The organism is Actinoallomurus sp. NPDC050550 (assembly GCF_040655075.1).
Lineage (GTDB): Bacteria > Actinomycetota > Actinomycetes > Streptosporangiales > Streptosporangiaceae > Actinoallomurus.
Map to the genome: position 1 here is coordinate 97,641 of NZ_JBFAJC010000023.1, position 14,869 is coordinate 112,509.

The window sequence follows — 14,869 nt, forward strand, 5'->3', positions numbered from 1 at the left end:
ACCGGGCGCGGAAGCGCGCGGTACCGGACGGAATCGCGCGGTACCCGACGGAATCGCGCGGCGCCGGGCGGGAGAGCACGGCGCCAAGCGGAAGAGCACGGCGGCCGACCCGGCCGTGATCTCAGTTCAGGGAAGGAGTCAGAATGAGGAACCGTCTCCCCGCGGCCTTGACGGCCGCTGGAGCCGCGGCCACACTGCTGGCCGCGCTGAGCGCGCCGGGGACCGCCCCGGCGTGGGCGGGGGTGGACCACGCCCCCCTCGCGCCATCGGGCCTGACCATCGGCGACCAGACCCGGCCGCTGAACGTCGAGGGCCGTCCGGCTTTCGGCTGGCTGCCCCGCGACGTCGACCCGGGCGAGGTCCAGACCGCGTACCAGATCAGGATCTCCGGCGGCCGCCGCGTCGTCTGGGACAGCGAAAAGGTCGCGTCCTCTCAGCAGTCGTACGTCCCCGGCCCGACCGACCTCCCGCACGGCGCGTCGTACACCTGGACCGTCCGCACCTGGGACCGCGCGGGCAGGACGTCGCCGTGGGCCAGGCCGGCCGCCTTCGACACCGGCCTCGCGGACGCCGACTGGCAGGCGAACTGGATCCGCCGCACGACGGGGGAGAAGGACGACTACACCTACGCCCGCAAAGAGTTCGCGGTCGGCCGCAGCCCGGTCGTCCGCGCCCGCGTCTACGTCGCCGCGAGCCAGCAGTACGACCTGCACGTCAACGGGCGGCTCGTCGACCGGGGCGCGGCGTTCTCCTACCCCGGCGAGGGTTACTACAGGGCGGTCGACGTCACCCGCCTGCTCAAGCCGGGCGGGACGGCCGCCGTCGGCGCGCTCTACCACTGGTACGGCCCCGGCCAGGGACGCCCGTCGGGCGAACCGGGCCTGCTGATGCGCGTCGTCGTCGACCACGCCGACGGCACCCGCCAGGTCGTCGTCACCGACGGTTCCTGGAAGGTCGCCCGCGCGCAGTGGAAGACCACGTCGTACCGCAACGGCGACGGCCGCGACTACATCGAGGACATCGACGGCACCGCCGAACCGCTCGGCTGGGACCGGCCCGGCTTCGACGACGCGTCCTGGACCGCGCCGCAGGTGGTCGGCGCCCACCCGGCGGGTGTCTTCACCCACCTCCAGGGCCAGGAGTCCGGGCTCGCCTATGAGACGGTGCACCCGGTCAAGGTCACCAAGGTCGCTGGCGGGGTCGTCGCCGACTTCGGCAAAATCATCCCGGCCGTGCCGGTCATCCGGTTCCGGGACGGCGTCAAGGACACGGCGGTGACGATGACCGCCGGCTACCTGCTGGCCGGCGACGGGACGGTCTCCAACTCCAAGCACGACAACCAGACCACCGACCTGACCTACCGGTACACCGAGCGGGCCGGCGACCAGACGGTCCGCTACTACACCTACGAAGGCTTCCGCTACCTGCAGATCAACGCCGATGTCGCCGCGGACGACATCAGCGCGATCGTCCAGTACACCGACGTGCCGTCCCGGGCTCGGCTGCGTACGTCGAACTCCGGCGTCGACGCCGCGTACGACCTGATGCAGCGGTCGGCGCTGTACGACTCGCAGGAGCAGTTCCTCGACACGCCGACCCGGGAGAAGGGCCAGTTCCTCGGCGACTCCGTCGACGTGTCCCTGGCCACCATGTCCGGCTGGGGCGAACGCCGCCTCACCCGCAAGGCGATCCACGAGTTCATCGCCTCCCAGGCACGCTACTGGCCGGACGGCCGGCTCAACGCCGTCTACCCGAACGGCGACGGCAAGCGCGACATCCCGGACTACACCGAGATGTTCCCGGGCTGGGTGTGGGAGTACTACCTGCAGTCCGGCGACGCCGCCACCCTGAACGATGCGTACCCGGTCATGACGGCCGTCGCCGACTACGTCCGCCGCTACATCGACCCCTCCACCGGCCTGGTCACCAAGCTCGCCGGAGGGTCCGGCGCGTACCAGTACGGCATCATCGACTGGCCGAACCGCTACGGCTACGACACCGACACCGTGGCCCGGACCGCCGTCAACATCCTCGCGGTCGACGTCCTGAACGCCACCGCCCGCGCCGCCCAGACCCTCGGCAAGGACCCGAGCGGGTTCCAGCGCGACGCCGCCGGTCTGAGGAGTGCGATCAACCACAAGCTGCGCCGCGCGGACGGCGTCTACATCGACGGTCTGGAGGCCGACGGCACACAGAGCACCCACGCCTCCCAGCTCGCCAACGCCTTCGCGGTCGCGTACGGGCTCACTTCGGATGCCGCGGTGGTCGACTACATGGCGAGCCTCGGCCTGCAGATGAGCCCGATGACCGTCCACTGGCTGATGACCGCCCTGGCCGCCCGCCCGGACGCCTTCGTCACCCGCCTCACCGACCCGAACAGCATCGGCTGGGCGAAGATCCTCGCCTCGGGCGGCACGTTCACGTGGGAGTCATGGGAGGCACCGGAGACCGGCGACAGCCTGTCGCACGGCTGGGGCGCGTCCCCGGTGATCGACGTCCAGCAGACGCTGCTCGGCGTGACGGTCACCGCCCCGGGCGCGGCCCAGATCCGCGTACGCCCGCCGGCGTCCGGCCTCACCTCGGCATCCGGCACGGTCCCCACCCAGCGTGGCGACGTCCGGGTGTCCTGGCACAAGACCGGCGGCCACATGACGCTGTCCGTCGACGTTCCCGTCAACGTGAAGGCCGAGATCGACCTGCCCACCACCGGCGAGGTCCGGTCGACCGGCGACGCCCAGTCCCTGGGCGTACGCGACGGCCACACGGTCTACGAGGCCGGCTCCGGCCGCGTCACCTTCAGTACCCAGAGCTGAGCTCGGCCTGACGGCAGACCGCCCGCCTCTCCATACGCGAGGGGCGGGCGGTCTTAGGCCCACGAGCGACCTCGACGCATCGGCCGTTCATGTCCAGGCACCGCCGGACCTGCTCCGTTGCGTCGTTCTCAGCCGTCGTGAGAGGGTTACCGCGCTTCACGGAATGCGTACACACGGCAAAGGACTGAAGCCATTGATCCCGGCGTCCCTCAGCGGCCGCCGTCGGCACTGAGCCGGTCTGCTCTTCTCGCGGCATCAGTGCCACGCCATCCCACGGCGGCCCACGATCCGGTGCCTGACGCACCGTTCGCATGCGCTGCTCACCCCCCTGCTCGGTACGGCGGGGCGAGCGCTCCACCAGCTACGTGAGGTCGACACCACCGTGGACATCAACGTCCAGAGTTTCGCCGTCGCCAACCTGCGCCGCCGCCCCGTCGTCGTTGAGACGGGTGGCTTCGTCGCGGGCTTCGACCCCGGCACCACCAGCCCGTACGTCAACTACGCGACGCCGCTGCCCGGCGCCGAGCCGACCCGTCAGGACGTCGCCGCACTGATCAGGGCGTTCCGTACGCGACGTCTCAAACCCCGGCTCGAGTTCGCGCCCGACGCCGCGCCCGCGGTAGAACCCGCGCTGCGTACGGCCGGCTTCGCCACTGAGGCGGTGCACGAATACCTGGTCTGCACCCCGGAAACGCTGACGGTGCCGCGAAATGACGGTGCGGGCATCCCTCTCGTGGAGAGCCCATGCTCGGACGAGGACTACGCCGCGATCGACGCCGCCTTGTCGGAGGCGTTCAGCGGCGAGTTCGATCCGTCTCCGGAAGGCGCAGCCCGACTTCGCCGCACCCAGGAGAACGGCGGAGCCGTCCGTTTCGTCCGCGCCCCCGATGGCGGCTGCGCCGGCGGGGCGACCTGCTCCGCGCCCGCCGTCGGAACGGCGGAACTGGCGGGCGTCGGCACCCGGCCCGCCTTCCGCGGCCGCGGCATCGCCGCCGCGGTCACGGCGGCGTTGACCGAGGCCATGTTCGTCAGGGGAGCGCGGTCGGTGTGGCTGGAGTACTCGGGAGAGGGATCCCGACGTGTCTATGAACGCATCGGCTACCGGCCGCGAGGCACTCGCCGGTACATGTCGCTCGAAGCAGCGGCAGTGTAGTCAGGGCGCGATGCTGAGGCAGATGCCGGCCGCCACGATGAACTCGGCGTACAGATCGCGGGTCCGGCTCTGGCGGCTGTGCCGGGTCTCGCGGCGGTCGCGCAGGTGGTCGTTCAGAAGGGCGCCGGTGAGGGCGATGACCGCGCCGCTGCCCGTCGCGATCGACGTAGTCCAGACGAGATCAGGCATTACTGCGCCGTATGTGCAGATGACCCTCGCGAGGAAAGGAGGGCGGCGCTGCGGGCAGGACCGTGTCGAGGGTGTACCGGCTCTTGTGCGCGACGCGGCACGAGGCCGGGTTGTCCACCTGATGCAGGAGTTCCAGACGCTCCAGCCCGTCGCTCCCCATGGCGTCGAAGGCCCAGCCGGTGAGAGCCTCCAACGCGCGCGGTGCCACACCCCGCCCGCGGGCATGGGCCGTGGTCCAGTAGCCCACCTCGGCCGACGGTTTGCCGGAGGCCACTTCCTTGAGGACCGCATGGCCCACCAACGGCCCGCGAATCGCATCAGGTCGCATTTCAAGGACCGCGAATCCGAACCGGTCCCCTGCTGCCCAGCCTCGCTCCTGGCGCCGTACCCACCGCATCGCATCGGCCTCGTTCTCCACGGCCGACCTGGTCCAGTGGCGTAGTGCGGGATCCCGGTACGCGTCGACGAGGTCGGCGACGTCCTCCGTGCACCAGGGGCGAAGGACGAGGGCGGGAGCGGACGGCGTCGCGCCCGCATGCAGGGTGACGGTGTCGTTCACCGGCCGATCGTATGCGGCAGCGTTCTGCTCCACTGCCGACGGCCACCGGCCCACTACCGGTCCATTCGGACGCGTACGGCCTCGGCGGCCCAGTCGAACGCCGGTGCCAGGCTCTCTGGAGCGGGCCAGCCGTTGATCACTGCGAGCAGTTGGAAGTGCCGATCCCAGCGCGGGTCGGTCACGCTGTCCAGCCGGAGCAGCAGCAGGCGGCGCAGCTCGGCGTCGTCGGGGCGGCCGAGGACGTGGGCATAGTGAGCCGCGAGCGCCGCAACGATCGGATCGGCCTGGTGAGAGGCCGGGGTGATACCCGCCGCCAGAGCGGGGCCGGCCTGGTCACGGACGACTGCGGCAAAATCGCGGCGCAAGCGCATGGTGTCGCCTTGTGCCTGTTCGGCCGCGTGGTCCTCGGCCATCCGCCGCACGCTGGCGCGGAAGTCCGGGTCCAGGGCGAGTTCGGCCCACTGCACCCATGCCTGGATCTGTTGCGTCTCGGGGTTGTCGGGTATCTCGGGTGTCATCGAGCGCCTGACCCCAGCGAACGCGGAGTCGGCGCCGAGACCGCCGAAAACAGCATCGAGGAAATCGCCGATCAGACGTTGGCGTTCGTCCTCGGAGAGCTGGGCCAGCTTATGCATGAGATCCGTCTCCTCAGCAGTGAGCGCCCGCTCGGCCACCGCCGTCAGCACCGCATGCCGGAGGCGCAGGACGCGGATCTGTACGGCCAGGGCTTCGGCGTGCGCTGCGGCGACCTCGGGAAGCGAGAGCTCCCGGTCCACGACCCTGCGGATCGTGGGCAGATCCAGCCCCAGGTCCCGCAGCGTCCGCACAAGCTCCAGCCGCGCGACGGCGTCAATGTCGTAGAGGCGGTAGCCGGCCGGGCTACGGTCCACCGGCGCCACGATTCCACGATCGGAGTAGAACCGAATGGTCTTGACCGTCAGACCGGTCCGCCGGGCCAGCTCGCCGATCGAGTAGAGAGTGTCGCCGTCCATGCCCCCACCTTGGCGTCTCCCTCTACGGGAGACTCAAGCCCATCCGCCCGCCGAGCGTCGCCGTCTCGTTCCGGTCCGGCGAAAGGGGATGTGACGATGACCCCCGAGGAACGGCTCATGCGCTCTCTACCGGCGCTGCGGGAACTGGTCGACTCGTTGGCGAAACGATCGCCGTCGGAAGCGAGGGAACTCCTGCAACTCGACTTCCTGATTCGCAGGTATCCGGCCGCCGCCTGGACGAGCCTGCAACGCCGGCAACGGACCCAAGCCGCCCTGCCCGCGCTCCCCAAATGGTCACCGGCTCCGGACACGGGCGGGCGCCCGCTGTGGCGATGGGCTGACGGCCAGGTCTGCGTGGCGAACGGCGACATTGACCAACTGCGATTCCTCGACGTGGCCCTGGCGCGGTTCGACGAAACGACCGCCGACGAGTTGCACACGTATCTGCTGAGGACTCGCGACGTCTAACGACCTGGGGGCGATTGCAGGTGAGGGGACGGCTGGCTGGTCAGGGCTGCGCCGGGTCGAGCGGCAGAACGCGGTGGAAGACGACTCTGGCTTGGCCGGGGCCGCTGTAGTCGTCGACGACCTCCGCGTCGAAGCCGAGGCTGCGATGGAATGCGATCGAGGTGGTGTTTCCGGGTGACGTGATCGCCTTCAATCGCCGTGCGCCTTGGCGATACGCGGCGTCGGCGAACGCCGTATACAGGCGGCGCCCGAGGCCGGTGCCGCGGGTGTCGTCTCGAGTAGCGATGAGGTGTACATACCCGGTACCAGCTGGTGTGACGAACCCGATGACATACCCGTGGATTTCATCCTCGGCTCGGGCGACAAGGCACGTTTCACCGAACTCGCGCACCAGCGTCAGAAGGTGCTGGTGCCGAAGGTCACGTTCTCCCCAGTACCGGTGATGATCAACAAGGACCTGCTGGATGTCGGTCATCTCGGCCGGTGTGATCCGTGCGTGCATGACAGGAATCATCGCAGGTGCCTGCCTCCATCCCCTGAGAAGGGCGGTGAGCCTCAGGCTCGGGTCCGGCCGACGTAGAGGTTGCGCGCCCGGTAGTAGGTGTCGGCGGTCGGGCCGGGGGATCCCGAGGACCCTTCCATCTGCAGGTTGATGATCCACATCGGCTGGCCGACGAAGCCGGCGCCGCGAATCACCAGCGGACCGCGATGAGGCACGTCGCGGCCGCCCACCCTGAACGAACGGAGAAACTACCCAGGTAGGGTCCGGACACACCGCCTCGTCGGTCGGCCTCTCGACCGGGCCGATAGGCGCAAGCCCGTCAGATGCGTGGGGGGAGGGCCAGGGCGCGTAGGAGCTGGGTGAGTTCTTCGTGGAAGAGCTTGTCGGGGCTGTGGGTCTGGCCCTGCATGTGCCCGTAGACCTCTAGTGACACAAAGCCGTGGAGATGTCCGCGGATGCGCAGGGCGAGGGCGACGGCGGCGGGTGGCAGGTCCGGGAACGCGGGGCGTATCTCATTGACGAGGCCGGAGTCGAAGTCGGCCCATTCGAAGTCGCTGTCTTGGTAGAGGTGTTCGGCGTGGGGCCAGGCGGCCGCCGCCATCGCTGTGAGCCCTAGGCAGATGCGGCGGATGGCGTCCGGGGCGAGGCCGCCTTCGGGCGGGTGGTAGCCGGGTACGGGGTCGCCGAAGATGAGCCGGAAGCCTTGGGGGTTGACCTGCGACCAGTTCCGGAAGGCGCACGCCCAGGCCCGGATCCGGGTAGCCGGGTCTTCGGCCGTGGTGGCTTGCCAGGCGGAATCGACGGCGTCGGCCAGGGCGGTGCACACGTCGTTGATGAGTGTGGTGACCAGGTCGTCGCGGGTGGCGAAGTAGCCGTAGATGGCGTTGGCGGTCATGCCCATCTCGCGGGCGATGGCCCGCAGGGTGATGGCGTCGGGTCCGCCCGAGGCCATGAGTTCCAGTGCCACGGTCTTGATCTCTGCGGTCGTTTCGGCTCGTAGGCGCTCGCGCCGTCCGGTGGTTGCCCCGTTACTTCTTCCGCCTGCCATGCACCTGAGTCTACAGCGTCACCTTGCATGTTGCCGTATCTTAACTTCACGCCGTATAGTTTCCTCATGGCGTCACCCACGGGGACGGCGTCAACCACAAATTCGTGTGCGAGCAGGGAGAACCATGCAGATCGGAGTCATCGGGGCCACCGGCACCATCGGCAGCCGGGTCGTCACCGAAGCACTCAGCCGCGGACACCGGGTCACCGCGTTCAGCCGCGACGCGTCGCACATCGAGGACGGCCGGGAGAACCTCACCTGGCAGAGCCTCGACGTCCTGGACGCCGCGGCCATCGCTCAGATCCTGCCCGGCCTGGACGTGCTGATCAGCGGATTCGGGCCCGGTAACGCCGCCAAGGACCTGGCCGACAGCATCGAGTTGTCCATCGCCGACCCCACCCTCTACGCCCAGGCCGCCACCGCGCTGCTGACCGCGTTGAACAGCCGACCCGGGCTGCGGCTCATCGTGATCGGCGGAGCCGCGAGCCTGGAAGCCGAACCCGGGCTGGTGTTCACCGACTCCGACGAGCTCCTGCACGCGGCGCTGGAGCAGTTCGGGCTACCCAAGGAGTACGCCGCCGCGATGCGCGGCCACGGGGACGCGCTGAACCTGCTGCGTACCTCCAACCGGCTGTGGACCTACCTCAGTCCCGCCGTGGAGACCGAGCCTGGGCAGCGCACCGGCCGTTTCCGCATCGGCGACAACCATCAGCCGGTCATGGACGCTGACGGACGCAGCCGCATCTCCGCCGAGGACGCGGCCATCGCAGTGATCGACGAAGCGGAGCTGCCCCGCTTCGTCCAGCGCCGGTTCACGGTGGGCTACTGAGCACCACCCGCGGTACCCGCGGACGCGACACCTGTCACTCGAATCACTGGGCCCTCCGGCCCGCACCCGCTCTCGAAGGGAATCGCCGTGCTGAACAGGACGGATCCGCCAGATAAGGTCCCGGCAGGACCAGCCACCCCAGGTGGCCGCAATGAGTAACGCCTCAGCCGCCAGGTACGACACCGGCGATGGGAATGCTGCAGCACCCGGCGAAGTCCGCCGGTGGCGGGCGTTTTCGCTGCTTGCCCTGGCTTACTTCATGACCGCGGTCGATCTGCTGATCGTCAACGTCGCGCTGCCGACGATCGGCACCAAGCTGCACTTCGCCGAGTCCGACCTGCAGTGGGTGGTGACCGCGTACGCGCTCACCTTCGGCGGGTTCCTGCTGCTCGGCGGCCGGGCCGCCGACCTGCTCGGCCGCAGGCGCATGTTCATGGCCGGGCTGGCGCTGTTCACCGCGGCGTCGCTGGCCTGCGCGCTGGCCACCGGCGGCATGTTCCTGGTCGTCATGCGTGGTGCTCAGGGCCTGGGTGCCGCGCTGGTGCTGCCCGCGGCGCTGTCGACTGTGATGAACATCTTCCCCGAGGGCGCCGAGCGCAACAAGGCGCTCGGCCTGTGGGGCGCCATCGGCGCCAGCGGCGCGACTGTTGGTGTGCTGGCCGGCGGTGCCCTCACCCGGTACGCGGGCTGGCCGTACATCTTCTACCTCAACGTCGTCGTCGGCGGTGCCGCGCTGTTGCTGGCCAGGCGGGTGGTGCCCGAAAGCAGGCTGGACGGAGCCCGCCGCCGCTACGACCCGCTCGGCGCTATCACCGTGACCGGTGCCCTGGTGATCCTTGTCTACGCGATCTCGCAGGCGCCGATCGTCGGGTGGACGGCCGCCCGGACCCTGGGCCTGCTCGCGGCGGCGGCGGTCCTGCTGGCCGCGTTCCTGGTCATCGAGGCCAGGGCGGAGGCGCCGCTGCTGCCGCTGCGGCTGTTCCGGCTGAAGACCCTGGCCGGGTCCAATGCGGTCGGCTTTCTGCTCGGGGTCAGCTTCTACGGGTACATCTTCGTCGGCACCCTGTACATGCAGCAGGTCCTGCGATATTCCGCGATGACGACCGGCCTGGCCTGGCTGGTCGTCGGCGTGACCGGGGTACTGTTCGCCGGGCTGGCGCAGGCGCTCGTCACCCGGGTGTCGGCCAAGCTGGTGATGGCCGCCGGGCTGACCCTGACCGGGGCCGGGATCTTGTGGGCGACCCAGGTGCCCGTCCACGGGAACTTCGTGGCGGACCTGCTCGGCCCGTTCTTCCTGACCGGCACCGTCACCTGGGTGTTCATCCCGGTATCGATCGGGGCCCTGGCCGGCGTCACCGAGCGGGACGCGGGTATCGCCTCCGGCCTCATCGACTCGTCCCAGCAGCTCGGCGGGGCGATCGGCATAGCCGTCGCGTCAACCGTCGCGGCCACGCGCTCCCGTCACCTGCTCGGCCACGGCCACGCTGTCGCGGACGCGCTCACCGGCGGATTCCACTCGGCACTGTGGGTCTGCGGGCTCGTCGGCCTGACCGCCGTCCCCATCGGGCTCCTCCTCATCCGGCGCACCGAAATCGCCCAGGCCGCAGCCACCATGCAACCAAAGACTCCGGCAGCCGCCCCCGCCGACTGATCACATCCAGCCGATGCCTACGCGCAGCCTCGCATCGGTGCCGGCCCCGGCAGCGGTGGCCTGAAGGTGCAACCGTTGAGAGCGCCCGCGAACCCGTACGGCGAACGCCCCCTGAGCCGCCATCCCTTACGGGTTTCACGACGTTGGACCTGTAGGAATCTGCGAACCTGCTCGTTTCGCGTTCGGGGCCGCTTTGTGTCTGTGGGTCTCGCAGGGCAACCTGACGGCTTTGGGGACTCGCTGAATGGCTTGGGTGGAGAGCAACGGGGTTTCTGCCGACGGGCGGGGTTCACGAGGTGAGGCCGAGGGAGGCGATGAGGTCGCGTATTTCGTCGCGGTAGACGGTGGCCGGGTCGTTGATGAGCGTGCGCAGGTGGCCGTAGATCTCCAGGGCCATCAGGCCGTGCATGCGGCCCCATACGCGCAGGGTCAGCGCGAGTGCCGTCGGCGGCAGGTCGGGGAAGTCCTCGCGGACATGGGTGACCAGGCTTGGAGCGAAGTCGGCCCAGTCGTACTGCCGGTCGTCGCGTTGGAGTGTGCGGGTGGTGGGCCAGGCGGCGGCGACGAGGCCGACCAGACCGGTGCAGGCGCGCAGTTCGGCGTCCTTGCCGGGGCCGTCTTCGGGTGGATGGTAGCCGGGCACCGGGTCGCCGTAGATCAGCCGGAAGCCCTCGGGGTTGGCTAGCGCCCACTCGCGCATGGCCTGTGCCCAGGCCAGGATCCGGCCGCCCGGGTCGGACTCGGGCACGGCATCGCGTGCGGACTCCGCGGTCCGCACGGCGGAGATGTAGACGTCGCCGACCAGCGTGGTGATCAGATCGTCGCGGGTGGCGAAGTAGCTGTAGATAGCGCCGGCCGTCATGCCCATCTCGCGGGCGATGGCACGCAGCGAGATGGCGTCCGGGCCGCCGCCGACCATGAGCTTGAGCGCGATCGTCTTGATCTCGGCGCTGGTCTGCGCGCGTAGCCGGGCGCGGCGGCTCATGGTCTGTTCTTCCACCCTTGACACTCTACAGCGTTGGGCTACTGTACGACGTGCTTACATTAAACGGCGTGTAGAGAATTATCGGCGTGTAGGAGAGTTATGGAACGGGATCGGCTTCGGCTCGGGCTGCTGGCGTTGACGCAGCTCATCGTGGCCCTCGACTACAACATCGTGTACGTGGCGCTACCCGACATCGGAAAGGCCTTGGACTTCAGTCCGTCGTCGGTGCAGTGGGTGGTCAGCGCCTACTCGGTCGGGCTCGGCGGGCTCCTGCTGTTCGGCGGGCGGGCCGTGGACCGGCTCGGGGCACGCCGGATGTTCATAACAGGGCTGGCGCTGTACGGCGTCGCCTCTCTGGCGGGCGGCCTGGCGTCCGGCTCCGGCGTGCTCGTCGCCGCCCGTGCGGTGCAGGGCATGGGCGGGGCCCTGCTGACACCAGCGACCCTCACCCTCATCTACCGGGGGTTCGCCGAAGGGCCCGCGCGCAACCGGGCGCTCGGCGCCTGGGGCATGGCGGGCAGTGCGGGACTGGCCGCCGGGTCCCTGCTGGGCGGGGTGCTGACCAATTACCTGGGCTGGGAGTGGGTGTTCTTCGTCAACGTTCCGCTGGCACTGGGCTGCGCCCTGGCCGCGCCACGGCTGCTGCCCGCCGACCCCGGCCGCACGCCCGGCGGGTTCGACGTGCCGGGCGCGGTGCTGGCCACCGCGGGTTCGGCGCTGCTGGTGTTCGGGCTGGCAAGCGGCCCGGACGCCGGATGGGTGTCGCTGCGCGGTACAGGGGCACTGGCCGCCGGGTCGGTCCTGCTCGCGCTGCTGCTGGTGGTGGAGGCCCGCACCCGCGATCCACTGATCCCACTACGGCTGGCGCGCGGCCGCGGGCTGGCCACCACCATGATCGTGATCGCCATCTTCCAGGGCACGCTCGGCGGCGGCTACTACGTCCTCACCTCCTACCTGCAGACCGTACGGGGCTACAACTCCCTGCAGGCGGGGCTGACGTTCCTGCCGCTCACGCTGGTCTGCATGCTCGCCGCTCTGAAACTCACCCCGGCGCTGCTCGGCCGCTGGGGGATCCGCACCACGCTCGCCGTCTCGACGATCGGGACCGGCGCGGGCATCGCCGTCATGGTCGCGGGCACCACGGCCAGAGGCGGCTTCTGGACCCTGCTGCCCGGCAGCGTCGTCTGGGGCCTGTTCGGCGGTATCGCCTTCGTCACCTTGTTCGCCTCCGCCGGATCCGGCGTCGCGCCCCACGAGCAGGGCGTCGCGTCAGGACTGGCCACCACCGCCAAGGAAGTAGGCGGCGCGATGAGCCTGGCCTGCTTCGTCGCGATCGCCACCGGCTCGCGCCATCTCCTCCACGGTCTGCATGTCGCCGGAGGGACGGCTGCGGCCGTCACCGCCGTCGGCGGCCTGATCGCCCTCGCCCTCGACCCCTCCCGCCCCGCTCCCCGGACACAGCAGTCCCCCACCCTCGAAGGAGTCGGCAAGTGAGCACCACCGACCTGATCCTCACCTACCTCGACGTCTGGAACGAGCGCGACACCGCCGCCCGGGAGACACTGATGAAGTCCGTCCTCACCGAGGACTCGGTCTACGCCGACCCCGACTACGCGGGGCTGCGAGGACACGCCGAACTATCGGAGGCGATCGGCCGGGCCCAGCAGAAGTTCGGTGATCTGCGATTCACCCTCGACACCGTGATCGGCGCCCACCACGACCGGGCACTGTTCACCTGGCGGCTGGGAACGATCGCCACCGGCTACGACGTCGTGGAGTTCTCCGAAGACCGCATCCGCAGCGTCGTCGGGTTCTTCGCATGAGCCGCCAGGGACACGGCTGGACCGCCGCCTGGACCACCTCACCGCAACGACCGGGCATCAGCTTCGCCCCCAATTGGTCCGAAGAGGGCTTCGCCGACCAGACGATCCGCCAGACCGTCCGGCTCAGCGCCGGCGGCGACGCACTGAGAGTACGGCTGTCCAACCGTCACGGCACCAGGCCTCTCCAGGTCGCCGGCCTCACCGTCGCCGCCGCCGCGGGCGATGCCACAGTCAAGGCCGACACCCTGCAAGAGCTCACCCTGGACGGTAAACCCGCCTTCGCCGTCCCGACCGGCACCGACCTGGCCACCGACACCGTGCCGTTTCACACCGACGCACTGGACCGGGTGACCATCACGATGCACGTGGCCGAGCCATCCGGACCGGCGACCTACCACGCCCAGGCGCTCGCGACGACCTACCGCGCGGCGGGCGAACACCACACCGACAGCGACGGTGCCGTCTTCACCGAGACCTCACAATCCTGGTACCACCTCAGTGGAGTCGAGGTGACCGGAGCTCCCGGCAACGGCATCGTGGTACTCGGTGACTCGCTGATCGACGGGACTGGCAGTACTCCCGACACCGACCACCGGTTCCCCGATCGTCTCGCGCAGCGCCTGGTGGCCGCGGGCCCACCACGCGCCGTGCTGAACCAGGGCATCGGCGGCAACCGCGTGACGATCGACTCAGCGTGGCTGGGCGACCGGGCCACCCTCCGATTCCAGCACGACGTGCTGACCCAGCCCGGCGTGAGCACGGTCATCATCCTCGCCGGGGTCAACGACATCGCCATCAGCGAGATGGCAGCACAGTCACCGTTCCCGGTCCTGGCGCCCTACACCCAGGTCTCTGCAGACCAGGTCATCGCCGGGCACCGGGACATGATCCGCCAAGCCCACGCCGCCGGCCTACGGACGGTCGGGGCGACATTGCTGCCGATGCAGGGCTCAGCCTTCTCCACCCCGCACAGCGAGGCCAAACGCGCCGCAGTCAATGCCTGGATCCGCGAGTCGCGAGAGTACGACGCCGTCATCGACCTGGCCCAGGCAATGGGCCACACGCTGGACCCCGCCCACGACTCCGGCGACCACCTACACCTCAACGATGCCGGCTACCAGGCAATGGCCGACGCCGTCGACCTCACCGTCCTCTAACGCCGCGCTGGGGCCGGTCACCGACCGGCCCCAGCAGCCTCCCCACAGATCCCGCAGAGAACGGAAGACGCTCTTTCCCAACGTGGAATCGACGATCTAACAAGCCGGTGTTCTCGCAGGTCAAGGAGTTCCGCCGGTAGCCCGAGATCATACAAAGCGACGATCCGCCGGCTCCTGCCGAACCACCCCTCAGCCGAGCCGATCAGGGCTCTGTCGAACCCATCAGCAGTCAGCGCCTCCCCATCGCTGCCCTCCGCAAGCATGGATGGCCTCAGTAGTTGCTGCTTCGCCCCGTCGCCGGTCAGTGGGTTGTTGGCGTGGCCTCGTAGACGCGGCGTGGTTCGGGCAGGCCGAGTGCGGCGAGGGTCTTCTTGACGGCCGGGGTCAGCTCGGTGCGCTGGCGGAAGGACCTGGCGGGCCGGTGACGGTGCCCAGATGCAGGCGTTGGAGTTCGTCGCGTGGCTTATTCGTGCGATGAATGACCGCGGGCCCCGCAGAGGTCGGCGGCGATACTGAATAGTCGGGCGCGTTCTGATTGCCGATGCTGTTGATCGTTTTGGTGATCGAGTGCGCGATGGTAGATCTGCCGCATGACGCGGTCGGCGGCGTCGGCCGAACCGAGCATGAGGTGGCAGAACAGTCGCAGCTGTGCGTGAAGCTCCTCGTTGTGCTGGGTGATGTTTTCTGGTTCGGACATGCC

General features: G+C 69.5%; 16 protein-coding genes. 8 read left to right on the forward strand and 8 right to left on the reverse strand.

Features of this window, described 5'->3' with window-relative positions:
• Window positions 1-143 precede the first annotated feature (143 nt).
• Window positions 144-2,813 carry a family 78 glycoside hydrolase catalytic domain gene (locus AB0I04_RS28950; RefSeq protein ID WP_360891059.1) on the forward strand — a complete coding sequence of 890 codons (2,670 nt, stop codon included), beginning with the start codon at window positions 144-146 and terminating at the stop codon, window positions 2,811-2,813.
• Between the two features lie 382 nt (window positions 2,814-3,195).
• Window positions 3,196-3,966 (forward strand): GNAT family N-acetyltransferase, encoded by a 771-nt coding sequence (locus AB0I04_RS28955; protein WP_360891062.1) that lies wholly within the window; start codon window positions 3,196-3,198, stop codon window positions 3,964-3,966.
• Here the strand turns inward: AB0I04_RS28955 and AB0I04_RS28960 are convergent, their stop codons facing one another.
• From AB0I04_RS28960 to AB0I04_RS28970, 3 genes are read right to left on the reverse strand one after another with little or no spacing between them, the layout of a single operon-like run.
• Window positions 3,967-4,155: a hypothetical protein gene (locus AB0I04_RS28960; RefSeq protein ID WP_360891065.1), complete on the reverse strand. Its 189-nt coding sequence runs from the start codon at window positions 4,153-4,155 to the stop codon at window positions 3,967-3,969.
• Window positions 4,148-4,714 (reverse strand): GNAT family N-acetyltransferase, encoded by a 567-nt coding sequence (locus AB0I04_RS28965; protein WP_360891068.1) that lies wholly within the window; start codon window positions 4,712-4,714, stop codon window positions 4,148-4,150. The genes AB0I04_RS28960 and AB0I04_RS28965 overlap by 8 nt, the downstream gene beginning before the upstream one ends.
• 53 nt (window positions 4,715-4,767) lie before the next feature.
• On the reverse strand, window positions 4,768-5,706 hold the full coding sequence (locus AB0I04_RS28970) for a MerR family transcriptional regulator (protein ID WP_360891071.1): 939 nt from the start codon (window positions 5,704-5,706) through the stop codon (window positions 4,768-4,770).
• A 117-nt stretch (window positions 5,707-5,823) separates the two neighbouring features.
• Between AB0I04_RS28970 and AB0I04_RS28975 the strand changes: the two genes are divergently transcribed.
• Window positions 5,824-6,174 (forward strand): hypothetical protein, encoded by a 351-nt coding sequence (locus AB0I04_RS28975; protein WP_360891073.1) that lies wholly within the window; start codon window positions 5,824-5,826, stop codon window positions 6,172-6,174.
• A gap of 40 nt (window positions 6,175-6,214) precedes the next feature.
• On the opposite strand, the gene AB0I04_RS28980 is transcribed toward AB0I04_RS28975, so the two are convergent.
• The 3 genes from AB0I04_RS28980 to AB0I04_RS28990 all read right to left on the reverse strand — a co-directional run bounded on the left by AB0I04_RS28980 (window position 6,215) and on the right by AB0I04_RS28990 (window position 7,724).
• Window positions 6,215-6,676: a GNAT family N-acetyltransferase gene (locus AB0I04_RS28980; protein ID WP_360891076.1), complete on the reverse strand. Its 462-nt coding sequence runs from the start codon at window positions 6,674-6,676 to the stop codon at window positions 6,215-6,217.
• A 53-nt stretch (window positions 6,677-6,729) separates the two neighbouring features.
• Complete coding sequence (locus AB0I04_RS28985; protein ID WP_360891079.1) at window positions 6,730-6,891, reverse strand: hypothetical protein; 162 nt, start codon at window positions 6,889-6,891, stop codon at window positions 6,730-6,732.
• A 104-nt stretch (window positions 6,892-6,995) separates the two neighbouring features.
• Complete coding sequence (locus AB0I04_RS28990; RefSeq protein ID WP_360891082.1) at window positions 6,996-7,724, reverse strand: TetR/AcrR family transcriptional regulator; 729 nt, start codon at window positions 7,722-7,724, stop codon at window positions 6,996-6,998.
• A gap of 124 nt (window positions 7,725-7,848) precedes the next feature.
• Between AB0I04_RS28990 and AB0I04_RS28995 the strand changes: the two genes are divergently transcribed.
• Both AB0I04_RS28995 and AB0I04_RS29000 read left to right on the forward strand, forming a co-directional pair.
• Window positions 7,849-8,553 carry an NAD(P)H-binding protein gene (locus AB0I04_RS28995; RefSeq protein WP_360891085.1) on the forward strand — a complete coding sequence of 235 codons (705 nt, stop codon included), beginning with the start codon at window positions 7,849-7,851 and terminating at the stop codon, window positions 8,551-8,553.
• A 151-nt stretch (window positions 8,554-8,704) separates the two neighbouring features.
• Entirely contained in the window at window positions 8,705-10,204 is a 1,500-nt protein-coding gene (locus AB0I04_RS29000) for an MFS transporter (protein ID WP_360891088.1), read from the forward strand.
• 289 nt (window positions 10,205-10,493) lie between these two features.
• Here the strand turns inward: AB0I04_RS29000 and AB0I04_RS29005 are convergent, their stop codons facing one another.
• Window positions 10,494-11,204, reverse strand: a complete 711-nt coding sequence (locus AB0I04_RS29005; protein WP_360891091.1) for a TetR/AcrR family transcriptional regulator — start codon at window positions 11,202-11,204, stop codon at window positions 10,494-10,496.
• Between the two features lie 84 nt (window positions 11,205-11,288).
• On the opposite strand from AB0I04_RS29005, the gene AB0I04_RS29010 reads away from it, so the two are divergent.
• From AB0I04_RS29010 to AB0I04_RS29020, 3 genes are read left to right on the forward strand one after another with little or no spacing between them, the layout of a single operon-like run.
• A complete protein-coding gene (locus AB0I04_RS29010; protein WP_360891094.1) occupies window positions 11,289-12,683 on the forward strand; it encodes an MFS transporter in 1,395 nt (464 codons plus the stop codon).
• Entirely contained in the window at window positions 12,680-13,012 is a 333-nt protein-coding gene (locus tag AB0I04_RS29015; RefSeq protein WP_360891097.1) for a nuclear transport factor 2 family protein, read from the forward strand. Before AB0I04_RS29010 ends, AB0I04_RS29015 begins: the two co-directional genes overlap by 4 nt.
• Window positions 13,009-14,169, forward strand: coding sequence for an SGNH/GDSL hydrolase family protein (locus AB0I04_RS29020; protein WP_360891100.1), 1,161 nt, complete (start codon window positions 13,009-13,011; stop codon window positions 14,167-14,169). Before AB0I04_RS29015 ends, AB0I04_RS29020 begins: the two co-directional genes overlap by 4 nt.
• 463 nt (window positions 14,170-14,632) lie before the next feature.
• Here the strand turns inward: AB0I04_RS29020 and AB0I04_RS29025 are convergent, their stop codons facing one another.
• The gene (locus AB0I04_RS29025) at window positions 14,633-14,866 is read right to left on the reverse strand and encodes a hypothetical protein (RefSeq protein ID WP_360891103.1); all 234 of its coding nucleotides are present in this window, start codon (window positions 14,864-14,866) and stop codon (window positions 14,633-14,635) included.
• Window positions 14,867-14,869 lie beyond the last annotated feature (3 nt).

Bases quoted from the DNA above. Each gene is read 5' to 3' on its own strand.
- AB0I04_RS28950 (WP_360891059.1), top strand. From the start codon at position 144: ATGAGGAACCGTCTCCCCGCGGCCTTGACGGCCGCTGGAGCCGCGGCC.
- AB0I04_RS28960 (WP_360891065.1), bottom strand. From the start codon at position 4,155: ATGCCTGATCTCGTCTGGACTACGTCGATCGCGACGGGCAGCGGCGCG.
- AB0I04_RS28970 (WP_360891071.1), bottom strand. From the start codon at position 5,706: ATGGACGGCGACACTCTCTACTCGATCGGCGAGCTGGCCCGGCGGACC.
- AB0I04_RS28975 (WP_360891073.1), top strand. From the start codon at position 5,824: ATGCGCTCTCTACCGGCGCTGCGGGAACTGGTCGACTCGTTGGCGAAA.
- AB0I04_RS28980 (WP_360891076.1), bottom strand. From the start codon at position 6,676: ATGCACGCACGGATCACACCGGCCGAGATGACCGACATCCAGCAGGTC.
- AB0I04_RS28990 (WP_360891082.1), bottom strand. From the start codon at position 7,724: ATGGCAGGCGGAAGAAGTAACGGGGCAACCACCGGACGGCGCGAGCGC.
- AB0I04_RS28995 (WP_360891085.1), top strand. From the start codon at position 7,849: ATGCAGATCGGAGTCATCGGGGCCACCGGCACCATCGGCAGCCGGGTC.
- AB0I04_RS29000 (WP_360891088.1), top strand. From the start codon at position 8,705: ATGAGTAACGCCTCAGCCGCCAGGTACGACACCGGCGATGGGAATGCT.
- AB0I04_RS29010 (WP_360891094.1), top strand. From the start codon at position 11,289: ATGGAACGGGATCGGCTTCGGCTCGGGCTGCTGGCGTTGACGCAGCTC.
- AB0I04_RS29020 (WP_360891100.1), top strand. From the start codon at position 13,009: ATGAGCCGCCAGGGACACGGCTGGACCGCCGCCTGGACCACCTCACCG.
- AB0I04_RS29025 (WP_360891103.1), bottom strand. From the start codon at position 14,866: ATGTCCGAACCAGAAAACATCACCCAGCACAACGAGGAGCTTCACGCA.